The organism is uncultured Roseobacter sp. (assembly GCF_947499265.1).
Lineage (GTDB): Bacteria > Pseudomonadota > Alphaproteobacteria > Rhodobacterales > Rhodobacteraceae > Roseobacter.
Genome location: NZ_CANMNK010000003.1, coordinates 162,635 through 176,487, shown reverse-complemented (window position 1 = coordinate 176,487; position 13,853 = coordinate 162,635). Strand labels below are relative to the sequence as shown.

Here is a 13,853-nt window from a genome sequence, read left to right as displayed (position 1 = left end):
GTGCGACGGCGACCCATGGCTGCCAGCTCGCTTGCGAAACACCTTGCGAAACCCAATCCCCTTCTCGGGGTGGGGGGCGTCTATCCCATCGAATGGCGGTCCAAAATTGACGGTATTGAAGCGTCTGCTGAAAAGCATCTGAATGTACTTGAGATCGACGACGCCAAGCTCAAGAAACTGCTGGGAAAAAATTCTGAGGCCCTGTGTGTGTCGGCGCACCGTGAATTGTTGCCGATTGGCGATTTGGCCAAGTCAAATCTGCTGAGAGGAGCGGCCATGACACGAAAACGGATACGGGCAATGAAAGAATGGAAGAAAATAAATGAGGCAGAGCAGTTAGGAAATTGTGGGCACCTCATGGAGCGGTCCACAAGGAGAGTTCCATTCTGATCAAATAGGCGGCATACTGCCGACGACGCTCAATCCCGCGCACGCTGCAAACGGATCGGACAAGCGAAAGCACTTCTTTTTTAGACCCGGCTCTCCCGGTGAATCTCGATCATCCCTCGACCGGCAGGCGGGTCGGACATGCATCCGGGAGGGTGTTCTATTGTGAACGCTGAGATGCAGCAGAAGCAGAACTCAGAGGACACCGCCACCAGGATCGGCATCATTGGGGCAGGGATTTCCGGGCTGTCTTGTGCCGCGCGGCTGGTCAGGGATTTACCCGAAACAGGTGCTTGGCACGTTCATATCATCGAAAAGGAAAGCAGGATCGGCGGACGGATCGAAACGAGTGTATGGCAGGGACATAAGATCGAGATCGGCCCGCAATGGATCCATGGGTGGCATGGCAACCCAATCGCCCGCCTGGCGGACAGCCTCGGTCTGGAGGTGGAGCGGCTGGAGCCCGAAACCGTGAGTACTGTGGATTGGCAGTCCGGTCGGCGCTTTGACGGCCATGTCAGCCAATTGGAAATCGATTTCCTGACCGACATCGGCGCGCTTTACGGTCGGATGGTGACGGAACGCGCGATGGATACGAATGCGGCGGCCGTCCTGCGGGACCTTAGGGCGGGGTCGGAGGGGCAGGCCTTCGAGGCCCGTTTCCTTAAGGATTCGGTTCGGGAGGGCATCCCCACCTGGCTGCCTCTCAGGCGCAGCCTAGCGGGTCTCGCCGCGCGGGGGCTGCGATCTCTGCCATCGTTTCGCGGCTGCCATGGTCGGCTCTCCGATTGGATGTTCGAAGAAAACCTCGGCGTTGATATGGGCGTCAGCCCAAAGCTCTACTCGGCCAAGAGGGTTTTCTGGACCGCCCCGATCGTTATGCACCTCCGGCGGGGAGACGCGGTTCTTCCCGGCGGGTACGACGCCCTACCGTCCGGATTGCTGCATTGGATAAAGACGCGCACGCGACAGAGGCCCAATGTCACCGTCTCACTCCATCTTGGGGCGGCCGTCGATGAATGGCACCTCGGAGAGAGGATCGAGGTGCCGATGCGGGGCGAGAGACTGAGCCTTTCAAGGCTTGTCGTCACTTGGCCCGGTTGGGTCTGGGCCGGCAAAGAGCATCTCGCCGACGAGGCGTTCCGTCGGAGCCAGGCAGGTATCGGCGTTGCCCATTTGGCCCGGTGTCATGTCAAGTTCCGTGGCGATTGCCCCTTCCCGGTGACCTATACGAATATCGTTGGGGTCGAGGGTAGCCCGATCCAGTGGTATCGGCAGGCCCCCGATTTGATGGTGGGTGTCGCCTATGGCGCGGCCGCACAGGACCTGGAGCGGGTGTGGCGCGACGATCCAGATCGGATCCGCGCGAAACTTCGAAGTGTTTTCGAGGTGCTGAGATATCCAGAAATCCTTGCCGTGGATATGACATCTCATTCATTGCGAGGAGGCTCCTACTCCTTCCCGAAAGTCGGTGCGGAGGAGCGGGCCCTCTATCCTCGGGACGAGGATCGGCGGGTGCTTTGCGCGGGCGAGCACTGCGTGCCATTCGCTGAACCGGACACCTTGATGAGGTTGGCAGCGGAGGATTCTTCGCGCAGCTTTCCGAAGGTTCCCTTGGAGCAATTGCTCGAAGTCCATCCCGGGTTTCTCGCGCCGTCCTCAACACACAGCGCGTTCAACTCCGGGATCATCGCCGCCAGCAAGATTTTAGAGAGCTTCCCATGAAGGAAATTGTCCGGGTTACAGAAGGAACCTCCGAGGCTTGCAGCAAAGTTCTTGCCGAGACTTTTCAGGATCATCCATTATCGAAGTGGATGTTTCGGTCGGAGGCAAACCGGCACAAGAAGCTCCTGTTCTTGTCTAGGGGGCTTTTGCGTTGCGTCTTGCACCGTGCGGAAGTGATGACGACACCGGATTGTGAAGCCTGTTTTGTCTATCTGACTCCCAGTCAGGCAGAGCCGTCCGATTGGGAGTATGTCAAAAGCGGTTGGTGGAAGGCGCCCTTCAAACTCCGGCCTGACGAAATCGCCAGGCTCATGCGTTTTAACGGGAGGCTGGCAGACCTGCATGGCCGCCTGATGCCGGAGGCGCATTTCTATCTGCTCGTGATCGGCGTGAAGCCCGAGTTGCAGGGGCAGGGCTTGGGACAGAAAATGATGGAACTGCTCTTGGAGCAAGCTGATAGACAGTCGATGCCCGTTTACGTCGAAACCCAGACCCAACGAGTTCTGCCGCTGCTAAGGCGCAACGGCTTCGAGATAAGTGTCGATGAGACCCTGCCCGGATCGTCCGTTCGGCACTGGGTTCTGTCGCGTCCGATCCAGAGATCGGGAACCGGCCTGTGACGGGCGACTGTAGTTCAGGGAGATTTCTGGCCGACAAGGCCAAGGATTTTCTGCGTTTGTGGAAGATCCCCAACGAAGTTCTCGTCATGGCCGATGCCTGGAGCAAAGCCGAGGTTCTCGGGCTTGAGGTCACCCTTGGCCGGGGCGGTGGGGCGGCTGATCTGGCTCTCTCCGTGCCGGTGCCCGAAAGCCGCAGGGCTTCGGTGCAGACGGAGGCTTACGAATACGACCAAGCCGGAGACGGACGGGTCCGGTCACGGCATTTCATCGCCCTGAGTGACGGCGTGACGCCCGTCTCCGCGCGCCAGTTCCTGAAGAGCACGTTGCCGGAGCTCGAACTGCCGACCTGGCCGCTGCGCCCGGGCGTACTGCCCGCGGAGCTCAGCATCGAGCATTTCGGCTACGATATCGCCTGTCCCGAGCGCGGCATGCGGATCTGCGTCCACGGCGATGCGTTGCCCCACATGAAGCGGGCGTTTACCGCATTAGGCCATGAAGATTGCCCCTGGGAGCGGGATACGCCCTACCCGCAGGTGCATCAACTGTCGCGTTGGGGTCAGCTCCGGTTTCTCAATCTCGACATCGCCCAAAGTGTACTGATGCCCCGGCTTGGGGCCGAGTGCCATTTCGACATCGGCCAAGGTCGGTTGGAAAGCTTCCTGCACTGGCTTCATGCGCGCGGCCTTTGCTCTGCAGATGAACGAGAGGCTCTTCTTGCCTGGAATGGACATCAGAGACTGGCCGAGGATAAAATCCTGCTCTTTCGCGTCACTCATCTGAAATTCCAGTATGGCGCGAAGCCTTCCATCAAGGCGTATCTTGGATGCTTTCCATTGTCGCGCGGGGACCATCTGCAAGATCGTCTGCCCCGCTTGAGACCTCGCGCCCGACAGAGCGGATGGCATCCGAATGCTATGGCGGTCGAGGCTCCAGCCCCGTCGGAGAATGAGGGTTGGCTGCTGGAGGATTTTCTGCGCCATGCGGCAACCACGCCGGACCGGCAGGTCGTGATCAGCGATTCCCGGGTTCTGAGCTACGGGGATCTTCTGCAACTCGGCACCAGCCTGGCGCAGATATTGACGGCGGAAAACGTTCGCGACGGGGCGCTTGTGGGGGTGTGCCTGCCGCGCGGCTGGCGTCAAGCCGTTGCTGTGGTCGGCATCCTGCTCGCCCGTGCCGCTTACCTGCCGCTTGATCCGGCCTGGCCCAAGGCGCGTCTCGATGAAATCTGTCGAGAAGCCGGGTGTTCCCTCGTCATCACGGATCGTGAACTGGACACATCGGCGAGAAGCCTGCTTATCGATTTCGATAGTTTACCCAACGCGGAGCGCGCGCACGATCCGAAGGTCTCGGGAAATCACCTCGCCTACGTCATCTACACATCCGGTTCCAGCGGGCGCCCCAAGGGCGTCGCCATCGACCATCATGCGGCCCTCAATACCATCAGGGACGTCAATGAAAAGATCGCGTTGACACCGGATGACCGGCTGCTGGCCGTTTCGTCCCTGACCTTCGATCTTTCAGTCTATGACCTTTTTGGTGCCTGGTCCGCTGGTGCGAGCGTGGTGCTCCTGGATTCTGCGCACACAGCGGACGGAATTCCCTATGCCGATGCCTTGTGGCGTCAGTGTCGGGACCATCGCGTTACTGTCTGGAATTCCGTTCCCTCCCTTTTCCGACTGCTTTTGGCGGGGCTGAAATCGAGGCCACTTCCGGATACGCTGAGATCGGTGTTGCTCAGCGGGGATTGGATCCCCGTAGACCTGCCCTTGGCCGCTTGGAGGCTGCGCCCCAAACTCGACATCCTCTCGCTGGGCGGGGCGACCGAGGCTTCGATCTGGTCGATCATGCACCCGATACGCCCGGAGGATTGCGAGAAATCGAGCATCCCCTATGGCAAGCCAGAATCGATGAGGGGCCAGTGGCTGTCTATTGTTCAACCGGACCTCTCGCTCTGCGCGCCGGGGGAGGTGGGAGAACTGGTCATCGCCGGGAGGGGTTTGGCCCGATGCTATTGGAATGCCCCGGATCTGACCGCGCAATCGTTTGTGCACCACGCGGAACTAGGGCGAGTTTATAGAACAGGCGATCTGGGGCGCCTGGGAGGTGATGGGCGGATCGTTTTCCTCGGTCGCAAAGACCAGCAAGTCAAAGTTTCTGGATTTCGCGTCGACCTTAGCGAAATTGAAAGCAAGATCTCACAACTCGATGCAGTAGAGGAGGCGGCGGTTGTCGTCTGCCGTGGCCGACCTTACGGGCCCATCATTGTCGCTTGGGTGGTCACGACCCTCGCGGAGGCCGATGTTCGAACCCATCTCGAAGAGATCCTGCCCGCGAGCGCGATCCCGCGTCACATCAATAGGCTGCCCGCACTTCCGAGAAGTGGGCAGCAGAAAGTCGATCGGGCCAAGCTTGCCGCATGGACTCCAGCCTCTGCCGCGTCCGTACCAGTGGACGACGCGACAACTGATCTCGAGCAACGCATTGTCAATGTATGGAAGAGAATGCTTGAGTTGGACAGCATAGAAAGCGACACGCATTTCTTTCACTCGGGAGGGGCGTCTTTTGCAGCCCTCGAAGTGATGCTCGAAGTGGAAGAGATCCTGCAGACCGAACTTCTCCCCAGCCTGATATATGAGTTTCCTGTGTTCGGCGATTTCATGGATCAACTGAAGATAAAGGATGGCAAACTGGGCGAGTTCTGTTCCGCCGCACTGACCGTCAGAAATCCGACCCAACGGGATGTCTCGGCCTTCCTGAGACTCGAAAGACTGGCCCCCAACGAACTCCACCTGACTGCCGCCCAGATACGAAAACAGTGGGAAATCTTTCCCGAAGGTCAGTGGATCGTCAGCAGGGAAGCGAAAATACTAGCTTCCCTGAGTGGTTTTCGACGGGAGAAAGGGAAGCCAGGCCAAGCCAGTTGGGCGGCCCTTACGCTGAACGGCACATTCGCCTCGCACGAACCGAATGGCGAATGCTACTACGTCGCTGACCTCAAGACCGATCCGGATTGGCTTGGCGCGCCTTTATTGCCGCTTTTGTGGGACGGGTTTGTTGACTATCTCGTCAGGCATCCAGAGATATCCGAAATCCGAGCGGCCGTGATGCTGGAAGGGTATCGGGGCGATATTTCACCTAGATCTTTGCATCGCTATTTGAAGGGACTGCAACATGGCATGGTGAAGGCGCCGCTGCTCCAAGCTTATCTCTCCCTCGGCGCCGAACCATGCGATTTGATCGCGAACTATGAGCCCGAGGCGCCCGTGCATCGGACGTTTCTAAATCTGCGCTTCGACCGTTCGAAGCTGATCCGTTGCAAGATGCAGCCAGAACCCCGGTCGACCGCTGAGGTGAGCCGCCCGGCGACCTAAGCCCCAAGTTTCCTTCAAGTCGCAGATAGGCGCGGTTGCTCTAATTAAAGAGACGGACTGGTGGCTTATCTTCGCACGATGATGCATCAACGAGATGATGCTCTTTGGTGAAGCGCGCAAAGGTCCGCAAGTCCTCGACGTATTCGGATTGCGAAAAGCCGGTTCGGAAGAAACACCAAGTCTCCAAGCTTTGATGTTCTTTTTGACTATCAGGCCAGAACCTGGAGAAGGTCCGCCCGCCCTTCCTGCGCTGTTTCAGCTTGTCGTACCAGTTGCTCGGTATTGAACCGCCGGCGAGCTCTAGTACCCGTATAGGTATGAACTGGCTCCAGCCGAGCGCGCGTTCCATGACGCCGCTGTTGGTACAAGCGACTATCGTTGCAAATTTGGCGCTCGAGGGACGTGGTGGGTGAAATGGCACGGGCATGATTGCAGTCGCCTCAAACGCTACCATATGACAGCCTTTGCGCGGCGTGGGGTGGCGGATAGAATGTTATGTGCATATAGCGTTTACTCGCGCTCGTTCAAAATACAGACGAGTTTATGGAGATCGAAAATGCTCTTGACCGCCGCTGCCAAGACCCCGCGCCTTTCTATTGCGCCGATGATGGATTGGACCGACAGGCACTGCCGATTTCTGCATCGGCGCCTGAGTAAGCATACGTTGCTTTACACCGAAATGGTGACGTCCGCGGCGCTTGTGCGTGGTAAGGCGCTGCATCTGCTCGCGTATTCGCCTGAGGAGCACCCCGTGGCATTGCAGCTTGGCGGCTCTGATGTCGCCGAACTGGCGCAGGCGGCAAAGCTTGGGGAAGACGCGGGATACTGCGAGATCAATCTCAATGTGGGGTGTCCGTCGGACCGGGTTCAGTCGGGGTGCTTTGGGGCGGTGCTGATGGAACAACCCGCGCTTTTGGCAGAGTGTGTTTCTGCAATGCAGGCCGCCGTATCGGTCCCTGTGACCGTAAAATGCCGTATTGGCGTGGATGATCAAGACCCGGAGGAGGTGCTGCCCGAATTTCTTGCACGTATCATCGGGGCAGGGTGCGAGCGCGTCGCAATCCATGCACGCAAAGCCTGGTTGCAAGGTCTGAGCCCGAAGGAAAATCGGGACATACCGCCGCTGGACTACGATCTGGTGATGCGGATGAAGGGGCTCTTTCCCAACCTTGAGATTTCCATCAATGGCGGCATTACCTCGCTGGCACAGGCGCAAGAGTTTCTCGATGCGGGTCTCGATGGGGTGATGATCGGTCGCGCGGCCTACCATGATCCGGCCGCGATTCTCTGTGACGCCGATCCGGTGATCTTTGGCACCGGCACGCGGGTCGAGCCGGAGGAAGCCGTGCACGAGATGTTGCCCTATATCGATGCACATCTGACGGAGGGCGGGAAGCTGGGGCAGATCACGCGGCATATGCTGGGTCTTTTTACGGGGCGCCCCGGCGCGCGGGCGTGGCGCCGTATCTTGTCCGAAGGGGCGCATCAGCCGGGTGCAGGGTCAGATCTTGTACTGCAGGCGTTGGCGCAAATCCAACCGTCTTCCGGATTGCGGAACGCGGGGTGAAAAGACGCTGGGACCTGAGGGCAGAGCTTGGCTGCGAGCTTGGGGTGGTGACGGGTGATCGGCACAGCTTTGAGCATTCATTGATGAACCTGCCTGATTTGAGCCTGAGAGAAGCGTGATGACGGGTGACTTCTTTGACAGGGGGTGGGCATCTTTTTCCCCTGAAACCGCCGTTGAGGCATGGGCCGCGCACGCCCTTGATCACGCGAAACGCGCCGTTCAAGCACCTGAAAACGCACACTTACATCAATGTGAGGGGACATGGTTCGTTGGGCTGGATGCGCTGCCAAATGATGCCAGAGGGCAGCTTGAGGGAGGTCCCGTGCTTTCCGGCGCGGCGGTTGCCTTCGCAACGCGGCACTGCGGTGGATGGCCCGACCTGCACCCGGCACAATTGTCGGTCATCTATCCGGGCTATCCCAAACCGCGCGCCCGGGAGAGCGAGGCCGGTTTTCGCTACCGCCGCGACCGCGATGCCGCGCATGTGGACGGGATCATCGGGTTGGGCACGCCAAAGCGGCGTTTCGTGCAGGAGCCGCATGCCTTCGTTTTGGGCATTCCGCTGACCAATGCCACAGCGGATGCCGCACCGCTGGTTGTCTGGGAAGGCAGCCATCACATCATGCGTGCGGCCCTGCAGGCGGCATTTGCCGATGTCACCAGAGGGGCGTTTTCCCAGATCGATGTCACAGATATTTACCAAAAAGCACGGCGTGAGGCGTTTGAAACCTGCAGGCGCATCGCCGTCCCGGCACCGCTGGGATCGGTGTCGTTGATGCACCGGCTGACGCTGCATGGCGTGGCGCCCTGGGCGCCCGGTGCAAGGGCGGCGCCTGAGGGCCGGATGATCGCTTATTTCCGCCCCGAAATGGCAGGTGGCGTCGCCGCATGGCTGTCGGCCCCCTGAGCCACCGGCAGCATTTGCAGCGAGCGCATCGCAGCCATGTCCGGCCCGGGTAGGCTTTGCGCGAAACGGCCCTTGGCATTGCCTGGCACAGCACTTATACGCGCAGCCTGATCCCCTATCGGAGCCGAAAAATGGTTGGCAGCGCAAATCTCAACATCATGATCAAAGCCGCCCGCCGCGCGGGGCGTTCGCTGGTCAAGGACTTCCGCGAGGTTGAAAACCTGCAGGTCTCCATGAAGGGGGCAGGTGATTTTGTGAGCCGGGCGGATATCAACGCTGAAAAGATCATCAAGGAAGACCTGATGGCCGCGCGTCCCACCTATGGCTGGCTGGGCGAAGAGGGTGGTGCCGAAGACGGGCAGGACCCCACGCGCCGCTGGATCGTGGACCCGTTGGATGGCACCACGAACTTCCTGCACGGGCTGCCGCATTGGGCGGTTTCCATCGCGCTGGAACACAAGGGGCAGATCGTTGCAGGCGTGATCTTTGACCCGGCCAAGGATGAGATGTTCTTTGCCGAAAAAGGCACCGGCGCGTGGATGAACGAAAGCCGGTTGCGCGTATCGGGTCGCACCAAGATGATTGAGAGCCTGTTTTCCACCGGGCTGCCCTTTGCCGGGCGGTCGGATTTACCGGATACGCTGAAGGAAATGGCGCGCGTGGCTCCCGTGTGCTCCGGCATTCGCCGCTGGGGGGCTGCAGCCCTGGACATCGCCTATGTCGCCGCGGGGCGCTATGACGGCTTTTGGGAGCGCCGTCTGAACGCCTGGGATCTGGCGGCGGGCCTGATCATCGTGCGCGAAGCAGGCGGATTGGCCGAGCCAATTGATCCCGCGGGTAATATTGTCGAAGATGGCACGCTCATCTGTGCCAATGAGGCGCTGTTTTCGCCGCTGGCCAAGCTGGTGCGCGGCTGATCAGCTCCAGGGCCCGCGTCGGCGCTGCTGCCGCCGTGGAACTTTCGGAATGCTGCTTTTCACCAGTGTGTAATGGGCTTCGGGGTGGGGCGGATGCCCTTCCGTGCGTTCCCAGAAAGAGGGCCCGCCGCGTCGCAGCCATGCGGGGATCGTCAGGATAACCCCGGCGATAAACCCACCTGCATGCGCCCAGTAGGCGACACCGCCCGCGTCCGGGTCCGACCCCACGCCACCGACAAATTGCAGCGCAAACCAGACGGCCAGCATGATCCAGGCTGGTATCGGGAAAATCCGAAAGAAGATGATGAAGATGATCAGAATGTCGACCTTGGCCTTTGGAAAGAGCAGCAGATAGGCGCCCATGACACCGGCAATCGCGCCGGAGGCCCCCACTGTCGGGACCGTGGAAAAGGGCGCTGACAGGTATTGCACCCAGCCCGCCGCCGCACCGGCGACCAGATAGAACAGCAAATAGCCGATGTGGCCCATCTCATCCTCGACGTTGTCGCCAAAGATGAACAGGAACAGCATATTGCCGATCAGGTGCATCCACCCGCCGTGTAAAAACATCGATGAAATCAGAGTATAGCCGCCCTGTCCCTGATCCAGTCGCGCCGGGACAAGCGCCCAGTCCGCCCAGAACCCGCTGATCAATCGGGCGTCCTGCATGATGCCAACATAGCTTAGAAAAATACCGACATTGGCCGCCATCAGGATGTAGGTGACATAGGGCGTACGGCCGGACGGGTTATGATCGCGGATCGGAAACACCGGACCACGCTGGGCGATTGGATAGGCGGCGTCAAGAGACCCCGGCGCATTCCCACCGGGGTTTCAACGTCAGGTAGCGGCGCCCAGCAAAGCGGCATTCCCGCCCGAGGCGGTGGTGTCCACGCAGACATGGCGCTCGGCCCTGACCCGCGCCGTATCCGGCAGCCCCGGGATCAACGGGATGATCGGACCGTCGCGTTTCGCCAGCGCCTGTTCAACCGCGCGACCGATGTCTTTGTCGCCCCACCACAGCACCCCACCATAGGCGGGGCCCGTCGTCAGGGCGGCAGGGTCGATGGCACCGGTCGCCAGCACCGCGATGCCGCCAAGCGCTGCCACCGCGCGGGCCTGTGCCGCGGCGGTTTCCGGACCGGGGCCCATACACAACAGGGCGGCGCGGGGCAGGGTGCTGAGACGATTGGATTCGCCCGTCGGCCCCGGCAGGCTTTGCGCGGCAAGCGGCGCGGGCAGCGCATGCCGCAGCGCCGGAAGGGCCGCCATCGCGGCGTCCCATATGCCTTCCCGATCCTCCTGGTCCGGTGCAGAGAATCGCGGCAGATAATTTGGCCCGCCCGCCTTGGGACCGGTGCCTGACAGGCCTTCGCCACCAAAGGGCTGGCTGCCGACGATGGCCCCGATCTGGTTGCGGTTGATATAGATATTCCCGGCCTCGATACGCTCCGAGATATGCTGCACGCGGTCGTCAATGCGGGTGTGCAGCCCGAAGGTCAGCCCGTAGCCGGTGGCGTTGATGGTGTCGATCACGGCGTCCAGCTCGTGGGATTTGAAGGTGGCCATGTGCAGGACAGGCCCGAAAACCTCGCGCTCCAGATCTGCGATGCTGTTCACTCTAATGAGGGTTGGGGCAATGAATGTGCCCGTTTCCGGCACGCCCAACTCCGCGATGACGCGGCCCTCGGCGCGGGCTGCGGCGATGTGATCGGCGATGCCCTTGCGCGCGGTCTCATCGATCACCGGTCCCACATCGGTGGACAGATGCCAGGGCGCGCCAAGGCGCAAGGCATCCATTGCGCCGGTCAGCATTTTGGTGAAATCCTCTGCAATGTCTTCCTGAACGTAAAGGCATCGCAAGGCCGAGCACCGCTGACCCGCCGACTGAAAGGCGCTTTCGATGACCGATTGCACCGCTTGTTCCGGCAGGGCGGTGCTGTCCACGATCATGGCGTTCAGCCCGCCGGTCTCCGCAATCAGCGGCGTGCCCGGCGCGCAGTTTTCCGCCATCGCGGCGCGGATGCGCAGGGCAGTGGCGGTCGAGCCGGTAAACGCCACGCCGCCGACGCGGGCATCTGAGGTGACCATGGCCCCGATATCTCCGCCACCCGGTAGCAACTGCAGGGTGGCGCGGGGGACACCGGCCTCATGCAGGATCGATACCGCCAGATGGGCAGCCAAGGGTGTTTGTTCCGCCGGTTTTGCCAAGACTGCGTTGCCCGCGGCGAGGGCGGCAGTGACCTGGCCGCAGAAGATTGCAAAAGGAAAGTTCCATGGCGAGATGCAGGTGAAGATCCCCGCAGGCGGCGCGTTTGTGGCCTGCGCTGCGTAGTAACGCAGAAAATCCACCCCCTCGCGCAGCTCAGCCACGCAGTCGGGCAGCCCTTTGCCAGCCTCGCGGGCCAGCAGCGCAAAGATTTCGCCGTAGCGGTCCTCCATGAGGCTTGCCGCCCGCAGCAGGACGGCGCGCCGCTCTGCGAGGGTTACATCCCAGGGGGCTGCGTGATCGAAAGCTGTGGCCACATCGGCTGCTGTGGCGTTTTGTACGCTGCCGGGGGTATCCCCCGGATCTGCCGGATTGGTGACCTCGGTGGTCACACCCCCCGGATCGACCGGTGCCGCCAGCAGCGGGGTCGCTACCCATCGATGTCCGGCGAAAGCCCCGCGCGCAGCCTCAATGGCATCGAGTGTCTGGGTATGGGCCAGGTCAAATCCCTTTGCGTTCGCCCGCACGGGCAGGAACAGCGCCGGGCCCTTCGGGATGTCAGATGTCCGCGCGCTCAGACCCTCAAAAGGGTCCGCCGCGACCACTTCCGGTGGCACGTTTTCGTCCACGATCTGGTTCACGAAGCTGGAGTTTGCACCGTTTTCCAGCAAACGACGCACCAGATAGGCCAACAGGTCCTTATGCGCGCCCACCGGGGCATAGATCCTGCAGCGGGTCTTGTTCTGCGCCATGACCAGCTTGTGCAGCGTCTCCCCCATGCCGTGCAGGCGCTGAAACTCATAGACCTCCGGGTCGTCGGCCATATGCAAGATGGCCGCGACAGTATGAGCGTTATGGGTGGCGAATTGCGGATAAATCCGGTCGGTCATGCCCAGCAGCGTCCTGGCGTTGCAAATGTAGGACACATCGGTGGCGGCTTTTTGGGTAAAGACCGGAAAGCCGTCGATCCCCTCGACCTGTGCGCGTTTGATCTCGGTGTCCCAATAGGCGCCTTTGACCAGTCGCACCATGATCTTGCGGTCATGGCGCTCGGCCATGTCATAAAGCGCCTGGATCACGGTGCCGGCACGCGGACCGTAAGCCTGCACGACAATGCCGAACCCGTCCCAACCGGCCAGTGCGGGTTCGCTCATCACCCGGTCAATCACCTCCAGCGACAGGGCCAGGCGGTCGGCCTCTTCAGCATCCACGTTCAGGCCCATGCCCGCAGATTTTGCTAGCAGCGCCAGCGCGCGCAAGCGGGGCACCAGATCGGTCATCACCGCCTCCTCCTGCGCCACTTCATACCGGGGGTGCAGCGCGGAGAGCTTAACGGAGATGCCCGGATTGCGGCGGATGTCCGGCGCGGTGCAGGCGGTTGCAATTGAGGAGATCGCCTGCGAATAGCTCAGATGGTAGCGTTTGGCATCCGCCTCCGTCCGCGCGGCTTCGCCCAGCATGTCATAGGAGTAGGTAAATCCGATTTTCTCCATGTTTGCAGCGCGTTCCATGGCAGAGTTGATGTTCTCTCCCAATACGAACTGCCGGCCCATTTCCTTCATCGCCCGGCTGACGGCGGTGCGGATCACCGGCTCGCCCAGTCGTTTGATTGCCGCCCTCAGATGTCGCACCGGGCCGGGTTGTTCGTCGTCCAGCACGCGGCCTGTCAGCATCAGTGCCCAGGTGGAGGCATTCACAAGGCTCGACGTGGAATGGCCCAGATGGCGACCCCAGTCCGACGGCGCGATCTTGTCCTCGATCAACGCATCGATGGTGTCCGCATCCGGCACCCGCAACAGCGCTTCGGCCAGGCACATCAAGGCCACGCCCTCGTCAGTGGACAAACCGTATTCCGCCAGGAACACCTCCATCAGACCGGGTGCGGTTGTGCCGCGAATATCCCGGACCAGCTGTGCCGCAGATGCGCTGATGGCTTGCCGGGTTTCCGGCGCCAATTGCGCGGTTTCGACCAGATCCGACAGAACGGTGTTTGGATCGGCATAGGTGCCAGCGTCGATTTGATGGCGCAGAGAGAGAGGGGTGTCGCGGGCCATTTGATATCTCCGGTGAAGGTTTTTCCTAGTATACAGCTAAAACAGAAGCCATAATCACCAAAGGTGACGGAATTGGAGGTCGATGTGGTTAAA

General features: G+C 60.8%; 11 protein-coding genes. 8 read left to right on the top strand and 3 right to left on the bottom strand.

The genetic code is table 11. The annotated features are described in order from the left end of the window. The first annotated feature begins 15 nt into the window (after nt 1-15). From Q1A63_RS08990 to Q1A63_RS08975, 4 genes are all read left to right on the top strand, one after another. Nucleotides 16-390: a hypothetical protein gene (locus tag Q1A63_RS08990; RefSeq protein ID WP_298971196.1), complete on the top strand. Its 375-nt coding sequence runs from the start codon at nt 16-18 to the stop codon at nt 388-390. A gap of 162 nt (nt 391-552) precedes the next feature. Then, nucleotides 553-2,112 (top strand): FAD-dependent oxidoreductase, encoded by a 1,560-nt coding sequence (locus Q1A63_RS08985; RefSeq protein ID WP_298971199.1) that lies wholly within the window; start codon nt 553-555, stop codon nt 2,110-2,112. Then, the gene (locus Q1A63_RS08980; RefSeq protein WP_298971200.1) at nt 2,109-2,732 is read left to right on the top strand and encodes a GNAT family N-acetyltransferase; all 624 of its coding nucleotides are present in this window, start codon (nt 2,109-2,111) and stop codon (nt 2,730-2,732) included. The genes Q1A63_RS08985 and Q1A63_RS08980 overlap by 4 nt, the downstream gene beginning before the upstream one ends. Then, the gene (locus Q1A63_RS08975) at nt 2,729-6,106 is read left to right on the top strand and encodes a non-ribosomal peptide synthetase (protein WP_299631280.1); all 3,378 of its coding nucleotides are present in this window, start codon (nt 2,729-2,731) and stop codon (nt 6,104-6,106) included. Before Q1A63_RS08980 ends, Q1A63_RS08975 begins: the two co-directional genes overlap by 4 nt. Before the next feature lie 40 nt (nt 6,107-6,146). Here Q1A63_RS08975 and Q1A63_RS08970 read toward each other — a convergent pair whose 3' ends face one another. Then, nucleotides 6,147-6,455: a hypothetical protein gene (locus Q1A63_RS08970; RefSeq protein ID WP_298971203.1), complete on the bottom strand. Its 309-nt coding sequence runs from the start codon at nt 6,453-6,455 to the stop codon at nt 6,147-6,149. 207 nt (nt 6,456-6,662) lie between these two features. On the opposite strand from Q1A63_RS08970, the gene dusA reads away from it, so the two are divergent. The 4 genes from dusA (at nt 6,663) to Q1A63_RS08950 (ending at nt 9,497) form a co-directional block, all read left to right on the top strand. Continuing rightward, complete coding sequence (gene dusA / locus Q1A63_RS08965; RefSeq protein ID WP_298971205.1) at nt 6,663-7,673, top strand: tRNA dihydrouridine(20/20a) synthase DusA; 1,011 nt, start codon at nt 6,663-6,665, stop codon at nt 7,671-7,673. Further along, the gene (locus Q1A63_RS08960) at nt 7,670-7,792 is read left to right on the top strand and encodes a hypothetical protein (protein ID WP_299631277.1); all 123 of its coding nucleotides are present in this window, start codon (nt 7,670-7,672) and stop codon (nt 7,790-7,792) included. Before dusA ends, Q1A63_RS08960 begins: the two co-directional genes overlap by 4 nt. Before the next feature lie 203 nt (nt 7,793-7,995). Beyond that, the gene (locus tag Q1A63_RS08955; RefSeq protein WP_366524306.1) at nt 7,996-8,580 is read left to right on the top strand and encodes a hypothetical protein; all 585 of its coding nucleotides are present in this window, start codon (nt 7,996-7,998) and stop codon (nt 8,578-8,580) included. Nucleotides 8,581-8,711: 131 nt separating this feature from the next. After that, nucleotides 8,712-9,497 carry an inositol monophosphatase family protein gene (locus Q1A63_RS08950; RefSeq protein ID WP_298971209.1) on the top strand — a complete coding sequence of 262 codons (786 nt, stop codon included), beginning with the start codon at nt 8,712-8,714 and terminating at the stop codon, nt 9,495-9,497. On the opposite strand, the gene Q1A63_RS08945 is transcribed toward Q1A63_RS08950, so the two are convergent. Both Q1A63_RS08945 and putA read right to left on the bottom strand, forming a co-directional pair. Continuing rightward, a complete protein-coding gene (locus Q1A63_RS08945) occupies nt 9,498-10,268 on the bottom strand; it encodes a rhomboid family intramembrane serine protease (protein ID WP_298971210.1) in 771 nt (256 codons plus the stop codon). It lies immediately after the preceding gene. A gap of 69 nt (nt 10,269-10,337) precedes the next feature. Next, nucleotides 10,338-13,760, bottom strand: a complete 3,423-nt coding sequence (gene putA, locus Q1A63_RS08940; protein WP_298971211.1) for a bifunctional proline dehydrogenase/L-glutamate gamma-semialdehyde dehydrogenase PutA — start codon at nt 13,758-13,760, stop codon at nt 10,338-10,340. Between the last annotated feature and the right edge of the window lie 93 nt (nt 13,761-13,853).

Excerpts from the sequence above, each read along its gene's own strand:
- Q1A63_RS08950 (WP_298971209.1), top strand. The coding sequence starts at position 8,712 with ATGGTTGGCAGCGCAAATCTCAACATCATGATCAAAGCCGCCCGCCGC.
- putA (WP_298971211.1), bottom strand. The coding sequence starts at position 13,760 with ATGGCCCGCGACACCCCTCTCTCTCTGCGCCATCAAATCGACGCTGGC.
- Q1A63_RS08970 (WP_298971203.1), bottom strand. The coding sequence starts at position 6,455 with ATGGAACGCGCGCTCGGCTGGAGCCAGTTCATACCTATACGGGTACTA.
- dusA (WP_298971205.1), top strand. The coding sequence starts at position 6,663 with ATGCTCTTGACCGCCGCTGCCAAGACCCCGCGCCTTTCTATTGCGCCG.
- Q1A63_RS08990 (WP_298971196.1), top strand. The coding sequence starts at position 16 with ATGGCTGCCAGCTCGCTTGCGAAACACCTTGCGAAACCCAATCCCCTT.
- Q1A63_RS08980 (WP_298971200.1), top strand. The coding sequence starts at position 2,109 with ATGAAGGAAATTGTCCGGGTTACAGAAGGAACCTCCGAGGCTTGCAGC.